Origin of the sequence: Bifidobacterium jacchi, from assembly GCF_009078285.1 — a bacterium.
Classification (GTDB): Bacteria; Actinomycetota; Actinomycetes; order Actinomycetales; family Bifidobacteriaceae; genus Bifidobacterium; species Bifidobacterium jacchi.
In genome coordinates, this window is record NZ_RQSP01000014.1 from 1 (window position 1) to 17,765 (window position 17,765).

Below are 17,765 nucleotides of genomic sequence, written 5' to 3' on the forward strand. Positions count from 1 at the left end.
AGCCAAACCATCGGCGTGTCGAAAACACACACCAAACAGTATTTCAGCCCCAAACCACCCCAGTCATCTCCGCGCAACACCCCAAAAAACGTCGTCAGTGCGACTGCATCGGCGTGTTGTACACCCACACAAACTCCTCAGCACGCACTACATCCGCATTCCGTCCGCGCTACCCCTGCATTCCACCCGTATGCCGCCCGAACTTCAATCACAGACCGCCTGCAACCATCACTTGATTTCCCACGGTCACGCGACATGGACATGCCCGCCCATCATGGCTAACGCAGAACACGCGCCCGACGCAGCACACGGCCGATGCAGGACACATGCCCTATACAAGGCCGGTCTACCATGACTGCATATCGTCGGTAGCGTCCAGCAGGCAACCATGGCCGCCAAACAGTCGTGCCCGCCAGCGGATGCATCCGGCAGACGACGTTATCCAACTGATTCAGTCACCGAGAAAGCGAGATCAGCACATGGCACAGTCATCCCAGCACCAATCCCAGCAATCAGTACATGCCCCAACCCAGCAGACCACGCGCACCAACACCACAACCACCAACACCACAACCACCAACACCACAGCCACCAACGGCAGCACGCCAACCGAGCCGTCCGCGCTCGACCGGCTGATCAGCGTACTCTCGCTTGGCGATCCGTCCCCGTTCCGCGGACACACCTACATCAACGGCGAAAGCATGTACTTCCCCACCGGGCGCGTCTATGGCGGGCAGGTCATCGCGCAGTCGCTGATTGCAGCCGCGAAAACGGTCCCCGCCAGCCGACTGCCGCATTCGATCCACGGCTATTTCATCGCGCCCGGCGTCATCGACCAGGATCTGCTGTTCGACGTCGAAACGCTGCGTGACGGACGCTCGTTCTCCGCAAGGCGCGTCAACGTCACGCAATCCAAGGGCCCGATCCTCACCTCGATCGCCTCGTTCCAGGAAGGCGGTCAGCAGGGCGTCGAATTCGCCGATCCCATGCCCGAGAACGTCCCCTCCCCCGAAGGACTCGTCAGCGCCAAGGAGCTCACCATGCCCTACGCCGACAAATCGCCATTCGCCAACTATTATGCGCGACAGTCGCCGTTCGACATCCGCCATGTGACCAGAACCATCATGCTCGGCGCCGATCCCGACAGCGCAAGTCGCGACAGCGGCCGTCAGATGGTGTGGATGAGGGCCGACGGCACCGCACACGTCCCGCAGACGATGCATCGGGCGATGCTGGCGCTCGGCTGCGACCAGATCATGATGGAACCGGTGCTGCGCCGCGCCGGCCTGAGCATCGCCACGCCGGGGATTTCGTACGCCTCCATCGATCATTCGATGTGGTGGTATCGCGACGTGGACATCAACCAGTGGCATCTGTATGTGCAGGACACGCCCACGGCGGCGCATGGCCGCGGACTTGCCATCGCCAAGGTGTATTCGCAGGACGGCGTTCTGGTGGCGGCGATGGCGCAGGAGGCGATGATCCGGGTGCCGAGTCTGGGCGACGACGGTCGGCAACGCGGCTGAGTGAGGGGCACGGCTGAACGAGGGACGTGGCTGAGTAAGCAACGCTGCCCAGCAACCAACACGGCTAAGTCAGCAACACTGCTCACCAAGGCAATGCGATCGGCGAATTCGCTGAAATCGCCGAAACCAGTGCGATCGACGAAACCGCAGCGGCCGGCGGATCAGTGGCGGGTCTTGGCCGCTGCGGACGCGAGCGATGCGCGTCGCTGCATCTCCTTGAGTTTGGGATTCTCCGGTCCTTCGCTGGGCGGCAGCTTGCACAGCCCCTCGCCGACGATGCCGATGATCATGTCGATCAGGCATACGACGCCGGCGACGCCGCATTGCGCAACCGCATGCGCATAGTATGACGCCTCGATATGCGAGATGCTCAGGATGATCTGCCCCGCATACCAGCCTGCAAGCGCCGCGCCGGCAAGTCCCAGCGCCTTGCACAGCATCAGCGTGGCGACGGCGCGCTCGGGGTCCATCGACCGCCCCTGCCGCTTGGCCGGTTCCGTGGTCGCGTAGCGATGCACCTGTATGGCGAGCACCAGAACGATCACGCCGAGCAGCATCAGCAGCACCGGCACGAACCACGGGACGCCGATCAGCGCAAGTCCGGACGACTCACCGTATGCGGCCAGTCCCGCTCCGGCCACCAATCCCAGCAGGGCGGCCACCACATAGTGCCACCACGGCGTTCTGCGCGCTTTCATAGCGAACCTCCGATGATCCACGCGTCGCTGAGCAGGCCGACGCGCCCGGCATCCGGTGCCATTGCGAGCAGGAACGACACCGGGTCGCCGTCGAGCGCGGCGTTGGCATCCATGTCCATCCACGGCGCGAGCACCGAGGCGTGACCTCTGGCATAGTCGGATTGCAGCTCGGATTGCAGCGGTCCGCCGTCGGCGCCGCGTGCCGCCCGGCCGCCGGCATCCGCTGATATCAGACGCAGGACGAGTCGATCATCGCTATGCTGACGGCCGCTATGCTGACGGTCGCTATGCGACGGCGCCGCCGCTGCCGAGGAAGCGGCGATCGGCGGCGCGGCAGTCGGCTGGCTGCCGTACTGGGCTGGGCTGGACTGCGTGGCGCCTGATTCGGCGATGTCGGATTGGACGCTGCCTGATTGTGCGGCGATGGACTGCGCGACATCGGCAAGGGATTCGGCCAGATGCCGTATGCCCATGTGCGTCGTCATCTGCAAGACCGCTGACATGCCGTCCGGTCCGTCCAGATTGCCGACGTGATACAGCGGCGAGATGCCCTCGACCTGATTGCCCGGCATCGAATCGAGCGCAACGATCGCGGACCGGAACAGCGCCTCGGCATCCAGTGACGTGCTTTCCATGGCGATGACCACGGTTCGCACGATCGTCTCGGATGCCGATACAGGGGCGACCGGCCGGCCGGTATCATCGACACCGGCACCGGCGTCACCGGAAGGCTGCGCTGACCGGCACTGCGGCGAATCGGAATCATGGCATTCGGCATCGTCGCGCGCATCGCATGCATCGGCGTGCTCCAGTCGCACACGCAGTCGATGCGACGCGAGCAGCGTTTCGATATGCGGATCGTCGGCATGCACGATGACATCGACGTGCAGTCTGCCCTGCAAAGCCGCCAACGCGGCGTCATCGACGCCTGTTACGTGCAGTGTCACATCGGCGTTCTCTATCATCACCATTCGTTCACTTCCCTTCGCGCTCCAAACCTGACGCAGCGAGCAATGCAGCGGGCGCAGGTCCGGCGAGTGCGGCGGGCTGAATCACAAGAAGGGGCATGCCGTTTACGCGCACATGCCCCTCCCCGCCGTTCAGCCGATCATCGATGCATCATTCACCGGGCTTGAGCCCAACGGAGCGCCGCAGCGATTCGGGGATCGCGACCGGCGGGATATCGGAATCCGGTCGCTGTTCGTTGGACAGCCACACCGGGCGTTCGGGCGCCTTGCGAATGTTCGCGAAGATCGCCGCGAGCTCCTTCTCGTTCAGAGTCTCCTTGACGAGCAGCTGGCGGACCAGCTCATCGAGAATGTCACGATTCTCGTTGAGGATGTTCCATGCCTCGGTATGGGCGGTCTCGACGAGCTTGAGCACTTCCTCGTCGATGGTTTCGGCGGTCTGATCGGAATACTTGTGCGGTGCCAGCCCATCGAAATCAGCGGACTGGTCGTCGGCGTCGGCCCACTTGATCGCGCCGAGCCGACGCGAGAATCCGTATTCCACGACCATCTTGCGGGCGATGCCCGTCGCCTTCTCGATGTCGTTGGAGGCGCCTGTGGTCGGATCGTGGAACACGACCTCCTCGGCGGTGCGCCCGCCCATCGCGTATGCCATCTGATCGAGCAGCTGGTTGCGCGTCATCGAGTAGCGATCCGACGTGGGCATGACCGCGGTGTAGCCGAGCGCGCGGCCTCGCGGCAGAATCGTGACCTTGGTGACCGGGTCGGTGTGGTGCAGCGCGGCGGCGACCAGCGCATGGCCGCCCTCGTGGTAGGCGGTGTTGCGCAGCTCGTCAAGCGCCATGCCCTTCGACTTGCGCTTCGGACCGGCCTGCACGCGGTCGATGGCCTCGTCGATGGCGCGGTTGTCGATGAGCTGGGCACCGGCACGCGCACACAGCAGCGCTGCCTCGTTGAGTACGTTGGCAAGATCGGCACCGGTGAATCCCGGCGTGCGCACGGCGACCATATGCAGGTCGACATCCGGCACGAACGGCTTGCCCTTGGCATGCACCTTGAGGATCGCCTCACGGCCTTCGAGATCCGGAGCCTCGACGGCGACCTGACGATCGAAGCGGCCCGGGCGCAGCAGCGCCGGGTCGAGCACGTCGGGGCGGTTGGTCGCGGCGATGATGATCAGATTCGTGTCGTTGTCGAAGCCATCCATCTCGACGAGCAGCTGGTTGAGCGTCTGCTCGCGCTCGTCATGGCCGCCGGACATGCCGGAGCCGCGCTTGCGGCCAACGGCGTCGATCTCGTCGATGAAGATGATCGCGGGGGCGTTCTTCTTGGCCTCCTCGAACAGGTCACGCACGCGCGAGGCACCAAGGCCGACGAACATCTCGACGAAGTCGGAGCCGGCCATCGAATAGAACGGCACGCCCGCCTCGCCTGCAATGGCGCGGGCGAGCAGGGTCTTACCGGTTCCCGGAGGGCCGTAGAGCAGCACGCCGCGCGGAATGCGCGCGCCAAGCGCCTTGTATTTGGACGGGTCCTTGAGGAAGTCCTTGATCTCCTCGACCTCCTGCACGGCGGAATCCTCGCCGGCGACATCGGAGAACTTGGTCTTGGGCGTCTGCCCTTCCAGCAGCTTGCCGTTGTTCTTCCGGCCGCCCATGCCGAACATGCCGTTCGCGCCGCCCATATTGCGCATCAGCAGCCAGAAGACGCCGATGAACAGGATGAACGGCAGAATCGAGCTGATCAGATAGCTCCAGATGCTGGTCTGCTCCATGTCGGAGGTCCAGCCCTTGCTCGGATTGGCCTGTTCGACCGCCTTGACCACCTGCGCGCCCTGGGCGAACGTGTAGTAGAACTGCACCTTCTTGCCGTAGTCGCGCGTCCTGCCCGTGTCGGGGTCGTTCTTGGAGAAGTTGTTCTTCAGCTCCAGCGTGACCAGCTGCCGGTTGTCGGTGATCTTCGCATATTCGACCTGTTCGCTGTTGAGCAGCGAAAAGCCGTCCTTCGTGTCGATGGTCTGCGTGCCGGTGCCGACGAAGAGCTGGAACGCGGTGACGGCGACCAGCACCAGCAGCACTGCCCACAGCCACGGCGACTGCCAGAACGGCTTCTTGCCACCCTGACCGTCCTGCCCGTTGGGGCCTTTGCCGTTCTGGCGGTCAGGCCGATTGCGGTTAAACGGATTGCCGTCATCGTTGCCGCCGAGCGGCGGACGCTGCGGGCCTTGCGAGTAGCTCATGCATGTGCTCCTTGGTACACTTCCGGCTTCAGCACCGCGATCGAATCGAGATTGCGGAACCGTTCGTCATAGTCGAGTCCGAAGCCGACCACAAATTCATCGGGGATATCGAAACCGTGGTATTTGACATCCACATCGACTTCGCGCCGCGCCGGCTTCTCCAGCAGGGCGAAGATCTCCACGGATGCCGCGCCTCGCCGCTTGAGCTCGTTGACGAGCCAGGCAAGCGTGCGCCCGGAATCCACAATATCCTCAACGATAAGAATGTGCCGGCCGCGAACATCGCAGGACAGATCCTGACGAATGATGATCCTGCCGCTTGACTCCGTTCCCGATCCATAGCTCGACAGACTCATGAAATCCATCTGCACCGGAATGCTGACGGCCTGGGAGAACGAGGCCATCGTGTTGACCGCGCCTTTGAGCACGGCCACGAACAGAGGATCGCGGCCGCGGTAGTCCTCGCTCACGCGCGCGGCGATCTGCCCGATCTTCTCTTCGATCTGGGCCCGACTGACCAGTTCATGGTCGATCTTGTCTTGAACATCAGCGATTCGCATGCCCACCATATTGACACACGCGAATGACGTGTTTCTGACGAAATGCCGAGTATCCACTGGGAAGACTCACAGGTCCCTGACCATGCCAGCGCACGATCAGCGCATCGACGGCCGCGATCTGCGCCGCCGAGGCCTCCACGCCGATCGCAGTGAGCGAACGGGCCAGCGCACGCAGTCGTATCGCCGGATGCTCGCGACTCAGCGTCACCGCACTCAGCGCAAGAACATCGCCATCCCGCAGCAGACCGGATACGAGCGGATTGCCGTGCTGGGATCGAACGACCGCCTCCAGTACCAGCCGCGGCCCCTCCTCGCCACCCTCCTCGCCGTCACCATCGCCGCCGCACCCACGGTCGGGACCGTCATCGATCCGCTGCAGCGAGCAGGACAGCACGGCCCGCGACATCGCCTCGTCCGCACGCTCGTCAAGATACGACTTGTCCATGCGCGACAACGCCGCCGCCCGAGTCAGACGGTCGGTCACATCGAAGCCGGCGAACCGGTTCAGCATCGGCACCAGATCATGACGGATACGCGAGCGCAGCGGGAACCGCGAATCCAACGGTCCTGATTCACCGTCCCCATTGGTCGGATCATCCCACCATGCGATGCCCAGATCGCGGCAGATGCCCGTCGTCTGGTCACGCGACAACGTCAGCAGCGGCCGAACCAGCGTCACCCCGCCGCGCACCGACACCGCCGGCATGCCGGACAGCGCATCCACTCCGGGCGAACGAAGCAGTCCGAGCAGCATCGTCTCCGCCTGATCGTCTCTGGTGTGCGCCAGCATCACCGCTGCGGCGTGCATCCGCCTCGCCTCGGCGCAGATGGCCCGGTAGCGCGCATCGCGAGCGGCGGCCTCCATGCCGTGCCCGTCATCGCGCACCTCGACCGAACGCACCAACGCCGGGTCCAAGCCGAGAGATCGACAGCGTTGGGCCGCCTCCTCGGCGACCTGTCGGGAACCGGCCTGCATGCCGTGATCGATGACGATCGCGCCGCATCGCACGCCAAGCGTCGGGCACACGATGCCGCACAGTGCGGCGAGCGCCATCGAATCACGACCGCCCGAACAGGCGACCAGCACCAGCGGCGCATCGGCGCTGGGCGCGTGTTCGCCGTGTGCGGCGAAACGCTCGCCCTGACGTTCGATGCCGATGGAGGCCAACGCGCCGCGTACGGCTCCGATTCCGGCGCGCAAACGGGAGGAGTATGCCATCACAGCCTCGCAAGCGCGTCTACGAAGGAGTCGATGGCGCTTCTGGCGGCCGCCATGTCCTTGGGATTGTTGACGATCACCGCGAAGGCGAGCACGCCGCCATCGGTGCGCGACACGTTGCCGACCATTGAGGTGACGGTTCCGAGACTGCCTGTTTTGACCCGAATCTGGCCTGCGGTGTCGGGGCTGACGGCACGATTCGCCGCCGTGCCCACAAGGCCGGGAATGGACAATCCCTCGGCTGCTGCCGCGCCGCCTGATGCGGTGAGATTATGCGCCTGCACGTCGAGCAGCGTCAATACGCTCACGCGCGACCCCGGCGACAATCCTGAGCAATCGGCCATCGTCAGGCCGGTCGTGTCGACGCCGAGCCGTTCAAGCTCGGCCTTGACCGCCTTGACCGCGCCTTCCGGCGAATTGTCGGCGCCTTGGGCGATTGCGGTCAGACGGCCGAACTCCTCGGCGAGGGTGTTGTCGGAATGCCGCAGTGTGAACGCCATGATCTCGCCGAGCGTCGCCGACTCGACCGAGGCGAGCGGCGAAATGCCGGACGGCATCTTGCCCGCGCTCACCTCGCCATCGACTGTGATGCCATGTGCGGCCAGCCGCTGTGCGAATACGGATGCCACGTCCTGGGCGGTGTGCTGGGACAGCGGCGGATAGGCGCTGAACACGTCGGGATCGGCCGGTCTGCCATCCGCCCATTGGCGCCCGCCGTCGATCGCCATCGAGGAGACGCCGGTGTAGTACAGATAATCCCCGTTGTTTTCATCGATGTTGGCCGGATACCGCTCATCGCCGAACAGCGAATCGTCGTAGACGAGCCGCACCGAGGTGATCGACCGCTGCGCGAGGGCCTTCGCCGTGCGTTCGGCCAGCGTGTCCAGTCCCGCCCGCCCGTTGACGTGATTCGGGTCAGAGGCCCCCTCGCCGAGAAGCATGTCGCCCTCGCCGGTCAGGGTCAGCGTCGGCACGCCTGCGGAGTCGGTTCCATCCGCGGCGGCGGCATCATCCGTAGCAGTGTCATCAGAAGTGGCTTCCGAGCGATCAAGGTATGCGCTCGTGGCGAGCGTGTCGCCCATGTCGAGCGTTTCCGAGGCGGCAAGCATCGTCGCGGTCTTCAATGTGGATGCCGGTTCGCGGACCGTGTCGGCGTTGAGCTGCGCGACCGGTTTGCCGTCCGCGCCGGATATCGCGACCGACACGTCGTCGCCCACGCCGTCGGCTGCAGCGAAATCATCGATCAGCCGCTTCGCCGCAGCCGCATCCACCGCGCGAGCGGAATCCGCTTTGCCAACGAGCGTCGACGACGGAACCGAACTCATCGCGGACGGCACCGATCGATACTGCACCGGCTTCAACGTGAGCGGGCCTGGCACGACATCGGCGATATCGGCCACGATATAGCCGAGCGCCAGCACCGCCGTCACCGCACCGGCCACCGCGATGGCGAGCATTCGCCTTGCTCTGGCGCGTCTGGCCCGACGAGCCTGGGTCCTGCTCTCCATCAGCGGTCCTTTCTTCGCTACTGGTATGCGCTACTGATTCACGCTACTGATTCGCCGGCCATTGATTCGGCTGCATCGGCGCTGGAGGTATCGATGCCCGCACTGGTGCGGATTGCACCGTTGCGTCGCCGATGCCGTGCAATGCCCGTATCGCGATGCTACCCAATGATGCTACCGCACAATACCACCCGACGATGCCGCCGGATGATGCCGGATGCCGCCGTGCACCGCCGCACAGCGCCACCGGTGGATTGCGCTATCGGTGCAGCGCGGCCGATGCGGCACTTACCGCTGAAGCGATGCGAACGAATCGAGATTGCGCAGCACGTCGAGCGAGCGGCGATCCAGCAGACGTCCGCCGAGCCAGACGCCGCCCGCCAGTGCGGCGCATCCGTTGAGCAGCGACACAGGAATCAGCATCGCGAACCACGGTCGCGGCACGTCGCCGGCTCCCAGTCCGATCGCCACGGCGATGGTGGGCAGCATGAGCACCACCGAGCCCAGCATGTAGACCAACGGGAAGAAGCCCTGTGCCACGGCACGCCCCTGAGGCGAGGAGAACGGCTTGTTCAGCGACGCCACCGGATACATGAGCGTGCAAGAGGTGATCTCGGCGAGTCCCAGACCACTGAACGCGATGCCGATGCCGGCCGCCATCGCCACCAGACCGGCGAACAGCTCCCGCGGATGCGCCCAGTCGCCGGTGATCAGCGCGATCACGACGCCCAGCACCAGCATGTAGATCACGATGATGGCGACATATACCCGCACTCGACCGATGCGATCGACGTGACCGCGCACGCCGGCGATCACCTCCATCGCGAAGCCGCCGCCGTCGTAGGCGAGACCATTGCTCTCCATCAGAGCCATCATCCATCCCGCCCAGATCAGCGACTGCCAGACGACCATCGAGACGCCGCGGGCCTGAATCGCGAAGATGACCACGAAGAAGATCGGTATGATGAGCACCATGACCTGCCTCGGATCGCGACGCAGATAGGTCAGCAGACGCGCCGATATCGCCCCGGAGGGGGAATCCGGCATCCATCCGAAGGCGCCGATGCCGCGAATCGAGGTCTTCGCCTCGCTGCGCCCGACCGTCAGACGCTCACGCCGCAGACACCACGTGCACACCGCGAAGCATACGATCCATGTTGCCGCAAGTATCATCAGATGGATGCACAGATGCCCCCATGCGCCCATAAACGCATCGAACGGCAGCGCGAAGGCCGCTCCCCACGGCGTCCAGCCGACGATGGTGGCGATCTGATGGAACATCACCAAGGTGAGGAGGGTCGTGAGCGAGTCCGACTCCTCTGCGCCGAAGCCAGGTCCGGCGATCATGCTGGGGATCTGGCAGATCACAATGAACAGCAGCACGATGACGATATACAGAGCGTTGCGGCCGCGCTTCGAGGTCACCAGCGTCGTGGCGAGCGAAATCAGCGTGCGCGACAGCGCGACGACGGTGATGATCGCCAACGGAGCCGAAACGACACCAACCAGCAGGGTCATCACACCCATGTTTCGAAATACCGTTGACCATCCCAGCAACGCGAGCAGACCGGCGATCGCGGGAATGCTGCACAGACCGGAGATCATCAGACCAAGCTGAAGTCGACGATCCTCGATGCCGAACAGCGCGAATTTGGACGTATCCATCGCCGCGCCGCCGCCGACCAGCATCAGCTGAACGACACCGGTCACGAACGTGATGGCACCACCCGCGAGAATCATCACGATGCGAAGGTAGAGGAGATCCGTCAACTCAAACGACCGCCGGGAAGTGAGCATTGAGCCGCCCCATTCCCAGCCGGACATCGTGGCGAACACCACCAGCGCAAGCGCGCCGAGCAGACCGAAGGCGAACGCGACCACCTGCCATGGGGAGCGGCGCAGCGTGGCGACGATCAGCGCCCACCGCAGACGAACGATGACGCCGATCTCGCTCATCGCGCACCGCCGTATGACTGCGCGCCGACGCCCGGCTGAGCGGCACTAGTCGGCTGCGCGGCACTAGTCGGCTGCGCGGCACTAGTCGGCTGCGCGGCACTGCCCGGCTGCGCAGCACCGACCGACTGCGCGCCACCGTCCAGCCATGCCAGATGGGCGGCCTCGTGACGCCCGCCGACCAGCTGCAGGAAGCGATCCTCGAGATCCTCGCCGGCTGCAACCTGTTCGACCGTGCCCGCCGCGCACACCTGACCGTGGTTGACCACGGCGACATGCGTGCACATGCGCTCGACCAGCGCCATGACATGCGAGGAGATGATCACCGTGCCGCCGGTGCGCGCGTATTCGATGAGAATGTCCTTGAGATTCGCGCTGGAGACCGGGTCCACGGATTCAAACGGCTCGTCGAGCACGAGAATGCGCGGCGAGTGGATCATCGCCGAGGCCAGGCAGATCTTCTTGGTCATGCCGGCCGAATAGTCGGCGACCATCGTGTTCGCCGCGCCGCTCAAATCGAATGCGACGAGCAGGTCCTGCGCGCGGCGCACCGCCTCGGCCCGCGGCATGCCGCGCAGCATGCCCGAGTAGACGAGCAGCTGACGGCCGGTCAGCCGATCGAAGATCTGCTCGCTTTGCGGCATCAGTCCGATGATGCGCTTGACGACGTTGACATCGCTCCACACGTCATGTCCCAGCACCATCGCCGTGCCGCCATCGGGGCGCAGCAGACCGGTGAGCATGTTGATCGTAGTGGTCTTGCCGGCGCGTTGGGGCCGACGAGACCGTAGAAGGAGCCGACCGGAATGTCCAGCGCGAGTCCGTTGACGGCGATCTTGTTGCCGAAATGCTTGAATAGGCCGCGAATGGACACGGCCGCCGCCTGATTCGGCGGTACCGGGGCTGTTTGCACCGGATTGGATGCCATCGCAGCCGGCGGCGCCGCAGCTGCGGCTGCAGAAGCTGCGCTCACCGGGGCCGGCGGCATGGCGACATGCGAAGCGTCGCGAACGACACCGGGAACTGCGCTGGTCGCGACGTTGGTGGGAACAGCGGCGCTGGTGGGAACAGTGGTTGGAGCGTTGGTCGGAGTCTGGCGAAACCCGACATCCCCTTGCGTGTTGTCTAGACTCATACGGCAATCATACCGACTGCATAGCCGAAACGCGACAACCCGCGGCCGAGCGGCATGCCTCGATCAGGTCCGATTCAGGCTAGATCAGGCTAGATCAGGCGCCTTTGTGCGCGATCGGCTTCCACTGCGCCTTGGAGAACACCGCCTGGAACGAGATCGGCACATAGCTGAGCATGTAGATCGGGAAGCTGAGCACATAGGCGACCAGCTCCTTGTTGGTCGCGCCGATGCGGTCGCGTTCGACGACGATCGTCAGCGCCACCAGACCCATCATCACCAGCATGCCCGTGACGATGCCCGACACCCAGTTCACCATCGTCTGCACCTGACTCATCCACGTGACGAATCCGAATGCGGCGAATAGATAGCCGATCACCAGTCGGACACCGGCAAGCACGGTGAACGGGCACAGCAGCAGCGTGAAATCAACCGCCGAGAAATCGCGTTCACGCACTGCCCTGCGGATCAGCGACGGACCATAATAGCGGAACACCTGCAGGAACCCCTTGCTCCAGCGCAGACGCTGCCGCCAGCTCTGCTTGAAGGTGACCGGCTGCTCGTCGTAGAGAATCGCGGTGCCACAGTAGCCGATGCGATCGCCATGCAACACCGAATCCATCGTGAATTCAAGATCCTCGGTGAGCAGGTGGAACTTCCAGCCCTTGTTGCGCTTCATGACCTCACGCGAGAACATGAATCCGGTGCCGCCCACATGGCAGCTGGACCCGAACAGCATGCGCGAATTGTTGAGGAAGCGCGATTCGCGGATGAACCACAGCGCCGAACCGGAGGACACCCAGTTGTCCGCCAGATTCACCGAGTTGCGGTAGCTGGTCAGGATGCGGAAGCCCGACTGGAACGCCTTGTTCATCTCCTCGAAGTAGTGGCGGTCGAGCTTGTTGTCCGCGTCGAAGACGAAGTAGGCATCGTAGTCGTCGGACACGCCCATGTCGATCATGCGGCCAAGCAGGTAGGTCAGCGCGTATCCCTTGCCGATCTGTTCGGTGTTATGCCGTTCGATGACATGGCATCCCTTCGCCCTGACGACGTCGGCGGTGTCGTCGGTGCAGTTGTCGGCCACCAGCCAGATGTCGATCAGCGCGCTGGGGTAGGTCTGGGCGCGGATCGAATCAATGAGATTGCCGATGACGTTGCGTTCGTTGCGCGCCGATATCAGCACGGCGTACCGGCGGTCCATCGGCGCGTCGGGGAATCGGACCGGCTTGGAGAACAGCGACATGGCGACGCATACGCCCTGATAGACGAGCCCTGCGCCGCCGAGCACCATCATCAGAATGTCGAGGACGGTCAGAAAGGCCATCAGCGCCACCTGCTTCTCGGATTGTCAACGAAACCGGCGTCGCCATCGGAGCGATCGTCGGCATTGGACGTGCCGCCGGAGCCGTCCTTGCCGCCTTTGCCGCCGGCAGCGGCATTTGCACCGGCAGCGGCATTGCCGGAGGCACCATCGTCAACATCACCGGCAACGTCATCAAAACCAGCAAAATCAACGTCATCGCCGCCCTCGGCTACGGCATCGCCGTCGGCGGCGGCCGTACCGCGCAGCGCGACGGCGGGTCTGACCGCCTGCGTGCCGTGCAGCAGCCCGCCCTTGGGAATGGCCATCGTGGCGGAGTCATCCAGCTCCTGTGAGGTGTGCCGGAACGCCTGCTCCTGAAGCTGGCGCAGCTCCTCGTTCATCGGCACGCGGGCGCTCGTCCCCTTGGCGGCGCGCGGCATATGGTCGCTTACCGGCTTGATGACATGCTCGTTGAACGCCTCGGCGCCTTCGACCACCTTCGACTTTCGCACCGGAGTCGGATCGGACATGAGCGGCGAGTCCACCAGCTCGTAGCGCTTGGTGTACACGCGGAAGATCGCCTGCATGCTGGCCGTGATCGGCAGGGCGAGGAACGCGCCAAGCGCACCGAAGAGCGAACCGAACACCAGCACCGACAGGAACGCGACGCAGGGGTTGAGGTCCATCGTGCGCTGCGAGATCTTCGGCGCGAGAATCAGGTTCTCGATCTGCTGGTAGATCGTGATGTACACCACCACGGCGACCGCATACACCCAGCCGCCCACACCCCAGGCGAACAGCATGGGCAGCGCGCCGCCGATGTATGCGCCCACCGTGGGAACGAACTGCGAAACGATGCCGCAGAAGATCGACAACGGCAACTGATAGGGCACGTTGATGGCGTACAGGAACACGGCGACGCACACCGCGTTGATCGCGGCGAGAATCGAACGGGAGAACAGGAAGCCGGAGATCTGCTCCTGGATGATCGTCCATCCGAGCAGGAAACGACGCTGCGTGGTGGGCCCGAGCCACTGGCACATGCTGCGGCGCAGCTTGGGACCGGCCGCGGAGATGTAGTACGTGACCATGATGACCGTCATCAGGTCGAGCAGGAAGCTGAACACGCCCATCGTGGTGCTCAGCGCCTGACCGGCGAGATTGGTGACGAACGAGGAGTTCTGTATCTTCTCCAATATCTGCATGCCCATGTTCTGCAGATGCGGGATGTCCAACGACGTGTACTGCTGGAGCACCTTCAACAGCTGATCGTACATGGCCGGCAGACCGGAGATCATCGCGATGAGCTGCTGGACGAACATGTTGCCGAACATCGCCAGCAGAGCGACGATGATGATGCCCAGACCGATCAGCGACACCGCCGAGGCCGCGCCGCGACGCCATCCGTGCTTGACCATGGAAAGCACCAACGGCTCGATCGCGAGCGCCAGGAACGTCGAGATGACGATGTCGAGCACGACACCGGAGACCTTGCCCCACGACATCCATACGAAAATGGCTCCGAACACGGCTATGACGGCATACAGCAGCCCGCGCCCCCACCAGTCCGGCGGGCGGCGAGCGTCGCCCTTCGCCGGGAACACCGAAGCGAGGTCGAGTTTCTGATCATCCTGCTCACTCATGGTTCCCTATCATAGCGAGGGGCACGGCAAGCCCGTCCTCGCCGTCTGCCCCCGCTCGGAGAGAATGTCGCCGATATGGCCGCGGAGGAAACGTCTTGTGACGTCATTATGAAGTCAAGTGCCGTCTTATGAAGGCTTGTGACGTCTTGTGACGTCTTGTGAAGGGCGTACGACGAAAACCGTGTCGCCGCCGGCGTCTGCGATGCCATCCCCTATGCTGGAATCATGCTCAACGTTTCGATTGTGATTCCCGCATGGAATGAGGAAGAACGCATCGTGGACTGTCTGGCCAACGCCACCAGGCAGACGGTGCGTCCGCACGAGGTCATCGTGGTCGACAACCGATCCACCGACGCGACCGCGCAGCTGGTCGAACGCTTCATCAGGGACCATCCCGACGCGCCGGTGCGGCTGCTGCATCAGGATGCCGAACAGGGGCTGGTTCCAACGCGCAACTTCGGATTGGATGCGGCCACAGGCGACGTGCTCGGTCGGGTCGATGCGGACTGCATGCTCAAACCGGACTGGGTTGAGGTGGTCGCGCGGATCTTCACCGATGACCCGGACGCGATGGGTGCCACGGGCCCGGTCGTCTACTATGACATGCCCGCCAAGAAGGCCGCGCTTGCCGGCGACGACCATGTCCGCCGCCATACGTATCGCGCCGACGGCGATCAGGTGCTGCTGTTCGGCTCCAACATGGCGGTCCGGGCTTCGGCATGGCGGACGGTGCGCAACGAGGTGTGCCGCGACAAGGCGGATGTGATGCACGAGGATCTCGACATGTCGCTGCATCTGCTCGATCATGGTTTCAAGACCGTGTATTCGCAGCAGATGATCTGCGGCATATCGGCACGCCGCATGGACACGTCGTTCGACTCGTTCCACCGCTATATGCAGCGGTTCCGCAACACGTTCGAGGCGCATCCGGCGCATTCGCGCGCGCATCGCACCGAACGGCGGCTCTACGCGCTCTACCCGTGGCTGCACATGCTCTATCCGATCTACCGTCAGTATCTGAAGATGAAGCAGATCGATCCGGCCGAGCAGGTGTGGTTCAAGGAGCAGCTTGCGCTTGCGGAGCGGCACGGCGAGCGGCTCGTTCCGGAGCTCGATTCGGAGCGGCTCGGCTGAAAGCCCGGCTGAAAAGGAAGGTTCTTTCCTAAAAAAAACCTTGCGCTACAAGGCCTGTTGGCACTGGTAGCGCAAGGATCGAATCAGATCGGATCGATGCCGATCACATCAGCGAGGTGTAGATCTTGAGGATGTCCTCCTCGGTGGCCTTGCGCGGGTTGCCCGGGGTGCACACGTCGTTGAAGGCGTCGTGGGCCAGCGGGGCGAGGTCGGCTTCGGTGGCGCCGACTTCGGAGATCGTGGTCGGGTTCTTCAGGTCCACGGTCAGCTTGTGGACGGCCTGCACGGCCTCCTCGCGCACCTTTTCAAGGTCGCCGGTGTAGGCATCCTCCACGCCGAAGGCATCGGCGATGTCGCGGTACTTCTCACCGGTGAAGTCCTTGTTGTATTCCATGACCGGGGCCAGCAGGATGCCGTTGGCCACACCGTGGGCCACGCCGAGGCGGCCGCCCAGCGGATGGGCCATGCCGTGCACCAGGCCGAGGCCGACGTTGGAATAGGCCATACCGGTGATGTAGGAGGCGTAAGCCATCTGCTCGCCTGCCGGGATGTCACCGTCGGCGGACTTCGCGAGGTTCTTGGCGATCATGCGGATGGTCTGCATCGACAGGCAGTCGGACAGACTCCAGGCGCCCGGGGTGATGTAGCCCTCGATGGCGTGGGTCAGGGCGTCGAGACCGGTGGCCACCTTGAGGCCGCGCGGCATGGAGTCGGTCAGATCCGGGTCCACGAAGGCGACGATCGGGATGTCGTGCGGGTCGACGGCCACGAACTTGCGCTTGTTGGCGGTGTCGGTGATCACGTAGTTGATGGTGGTCTCGGAGGCGGTGCCGGCGGTGGTGGGCACGCCGAAGATCGGCACGGACGGGTTCTTGGTGTCGGCCACGCCCTCGAGGGAGAGCACGTCGGCGAACTCCGGGTTGGCTGTGATGATGCCAATGCCCTTGCAGGTGTCCTGCGGGGAGCCGCCGCCCAGACCGATCAGGAAGTCGGCACCGGATTCGGCGAACTTGGCGACACCGTCCTTGATGCATTCGACCGGCGGGTTCGGCTTCACGTTGGAGAAGACCTCATAGGGCAGGCCAGCCTCGTCCAGTACCTTGGTGACCTTCTCGGCGGTGCCGGTCTCGAGCAGGACCGGGTCGGTCACGATGAACGCCTTGGTGAAGCCATGCTGCTTCGCCACGGTCGGAATTTCCTTGATGGCACCACGGCCGAAGTATGCGGTCTGGTTGAAGATCATGCGATACACCATTGTGGTTTTCTCCTTTGAGCAGTGCCGGATGACAGGCATCGTCATCAGGCATCGTTTCCGCTGACGGTTCCCATCGTAGCGCGTCGGCTTGCAGTTTGCTGAAGACACGCTGATAACGTTCACATAACGCAGTTGACGAACCGCCCTGACCGTCCGGCAGCCGCAATCAGCCAACAGTCATGGCGCTTCTGTCGTTATCATGTGTGGTGGTTCGTTGCTGAGCTGCTGAGACGTTAGGGAAATGGCGCTTTTCGGGTAGGATGCTTTTCGACCAAGAAGAGCCATGGAGCTTGCGCCAAGCGGTGTCCCTGCTCTGGCTCTCCTCCTGCGCCTTTCTCTACCTTTCTCTGCCTCTCTCGCTTGCACTCGCTAGTGTCCCGCGCCGCACATTCATTTCATTGGAATAACTGTGTTTTCGTTCGCATTTCACGGACGAATTAGTGAACGAACTACTGACGGAGGACACTAGCGCTTCCTTGTACTTCCTTTGCGCAAGGATTTTTCGGAATTTGCCTTGAGTTCGTAGAATCCTTGCGCTCAGTGGCGCACAGTGGCGTCTTAGCGCAAAGATTTTTCGGAATCCTCCTTGAGTTCGTAGAATCCTTGCGCTAAGCCCTGTCCCAGCGCAAA

Annotated in this window: 11 protein-coding genes and 3 pseudogenes; 2 read left to right on the forward strand and 12 right to left on the reverse strand. The window is 63.6% G+C overall.

The annotated features are described in order from the left end of the window. The first annotated feature begins 479 nt into the window (after window positions 1–479). On the forward strand, window positions 480–1,526 hold the full coding sequence (locus tag EHS19_RS05245) for an acyl-CoA thioesterase (protein WP_151916740.1): 1,047 nt from the start codon (window positions 480–482) through the stop codon (window positions 1,524–1,526). A gap of 161 nt (window positions 1,527–1,687) precedes the next feature. Here the strand turns inward: EHS19_RS05245 and EHS19_RS05250 are convergent, their stop codons facing one another. The 11 genes and pseudogenes from EHS19_RS05250 to EHS19_RS05295 form a co-directional block, all read right to left on the reverse strand. Then, a complete protein-coding gene (locus EHS19_RS05250; RefSeq protein WP_151916741.1) occupies window positions 1,688–2,224 on the reverse strand; it encodes a DUF3180 domain-containing protein in 537 nt (178 codons plus the stop codon). Further along, window positions 2,221–2,376 (reverse strand): annotated as a pseudogene (locus EHS19_RS05255) (2-amino-4-hydroxy-6-hydroxymethyldihydropteridine diphosphokinase); the annotation flags it as partial. The gene EHS19_RS05250 and the pseudogene EHS19_RS05255, both read right to left, overlap by 4 nt. A 329-nt stretch (window positions 2,377–2,705) precedes the next feature. Further along, window positions 2,706–2,865, reverse strand: a pseudogene (locus tag EHS19_RS11635) (2-amino-4-hydroxy-6-hydroxymethyldihydropteridine diphosphokinase); the annotation flags it as partial. A gap of 478 nt (window positions 2,866–3,343) precedes the next feature. Then, window positions 3,344–5,431: an ATP-dependent zinc metalloprotease FtsH gene (gene ftsH, locus EHS19_RS05260; RefSeq protein ID WP_151916742.1), complete on the reverse strand. Its 2,088-nt coding sequence runs from the start codon at window positions 5,429–5,431 to the stop codon at window positions 3,344–3,346. Further along, window positions 5,428–5,991, reverse strand: coding sequence for a hypoxanthine phosphoribosyltransferase (hpt, locus tag EHS19_RS05265; RefSeq protein ID WP_151916743.1), 564 nt, complete (start codon window positions 5,989–5,991; stop codon window positions 5,428–5,430). Before hpt ends, ftsH begins: the two co-directional genes overlap by 4 nt. Then, window positions 5,978–7,210: a tRNA lysidine(34) synthetase TilS gene (tilS, locus tag EHS19_RS05270; protein WP_151916744.1), complete on the reverse strand. Its 1,233-nt coding sequence runs from the start codon at window positions 7,208–7,210 to the stop codon at window positions 5,978–5,980. Before tilS ends, hpt begins: the two co-directional genes overlap by 14 nt. Continuing rightward, entirely contained in the window at window positions 7,210–8,718 is a 1,509-nt protein-coding gene (locus tag EHS19_RS05275) for a D-alanyl-D-alanine carboxypeptidase/D-alanyl-D-alanine-endopeptidase (RefSeq protein ID WP_151916745.1), read from the reverse strand. Before EHS19_RS05275 ends, tilS begins: the two co-directional genes overlap by 1 nt. Before the next feature lie 285 nt (window positions 8,719–9,003). Continuing rightward, entirely contained in the window at window positions 9,004–10,671 is a 1,668-nt protein-coding gene (locus EHS19_RS05280) for an ABC transporter permease (RefSeq protein ID WP_151916746.1), read from the reverse strand. Beyond that, window positions 10,668–11,596, reverse strand: a pseudogene (locus tag EHS19_RS05285) (ABC transporter ATP-binding protein). The gene EHS19_RS05280 and the pseudogene EHS19_RS05285 overlap by 4 nt, the downstream one beginning before the upstream one ends. 301 nt (window positions 11,597–11,897) lie before the next feature. Then, on the reverse strand, window positions 11,898–13,124 hold the full coding sequence (locus EHS19_RS05290) for a glycosyltransferase family 2 protein (protein WP_151916747.1): 1,227 nt from the start codon (window positions 13,122–13,124) through the stop codon (window positions 11,898–11,900). Further along, on the reverse strand, window positions 13,124–14,746 hold the full coding sequence (locus EHS19_RS05295; protein ID WP_151916748.1) for an AI-2E family transporter: 1,623 nt from the start codon (window positions 14,744–14,746) through the stop codon (window positions 13,124–13,126). Before EHS19_RS05295 ends, EHS19_RS05290 begins: the two co-directional genes overlap by 1 nt. Window positions 14,747–14,971: 225 nt before the next feature. On the opposite strand from EHS19_RS05295, the gene EHS19_RS05300 reads away from it, so the two are divergent. Next, entirely contained in the window at window positions 14,972–15,880 is a 909-nt protein-coding gene (locus tag EHS19_RS05300) for a glycosyltransferase family 2 protein (RefSeq protein WP_151916749.1), read from the forward strand. Between the two features lie 103 nt (window positions 15,881–15,983). On the opposite strand, the gene fucO is transcribed toward EHS19_RS05300, so the two are convergent. Continuing rightward, on the reverse strand, window positions 15,984–17,135 hold the full coding sequence (gene fucO / locus EHS19_RS05305; protein WP_151916750.1) for a lactaldehyde reductase: 1,152 nt from the start codon (window positions 17,133–17,135) through the stop codon (window positions 15,984–15,986). Window positions 17,136–17,765: the final 630 nt, after the last annotated feature.

What these genes read in the sequence shown, in the direction of transcription:
- EHS19_RS05245 (WP_151916740.1), top strand. Translation starts at nt 480, where the DNA reads ATGGCACAGTCATCCCAGCACCAATCCCAGCAATCAGTACATGCCCCA.
- EHS19_RS05250 (WP_151916741.1), bottom strand. Translation starts at nt 2,224, where the DNA reads ATGAAAGCGCGCAGAACGCCGTGGTGGCACTATGTGGTGGCCGCCCTG.
- ftsH (WP_151916742.1), bottom strand. Translation starts at nt 5,431, where the DNA reads ATGAGCTACTCGCAAGGCCCGCAGCGTCCGCCGCTCGGCGGCAACGAT.
- hpt (WP_151916743.1), bottom strand. Translation starts at nt 5,991, where the DNA reads ATGCGAATCGCTGATGTTCAAGACAAGATCGACCATGAACTGGTCAGT.
- tilS (WP_151916744.1), bottom strand. Translation starts at nt 7,210, where the DNA reads ATGGCATACTCCTCCCGTTTGCGCGCCGGAATCGGAGCCGTACGCGGC.
- EHS19_RS05275 (WP_151916745.1), bottom strand. Translation starts at nt 8,718, where the DNA reads ATGGAGAGCAGGACCCAGGCTCGTCGGGCCAGACGCGCCAGAGCAAGG.
- EHS19_RS05280 (WP_151916746.1), bottom strand. Translation starts at nt 10,671, where the DNA reads ATGAGCGAGATCGGCGTCATCGTTCGTCTGCGGTGGGCGCTGATCGTC.
- EHS19_RS05290 (WP_151916747.1), bottom strand. Translation starts at nt 13,124, where the DNA reads ATGGCCTTTCTGACCGTCCTCGACATTCTGATGATGGTGCTCGGCGGC.
- EHS19_RS05295 (WP_151916748.1), bottom strand. Translation starts at nt 14,746, where the DNA reads ATGAGTGAGCAGGATGATCAGAAACTCGACCTCGCTTCGGTGTTCCCG.
- EHS19_RS05300 (WP_151916749.1), top strand. Translation starts at nt 14,972, where the DNA reads ATGCTCAACGTTTCGATTGTGATTCCCGCATGGAATGAGGAAGAACGC.
- fucO (WP_151916750.1), bottom strand. Translation starts at nt 17,135, where the DNA reads ATGGTGTATCGCATGATCTTCAACCAGACCGCATACTTCGGCCGTGGT.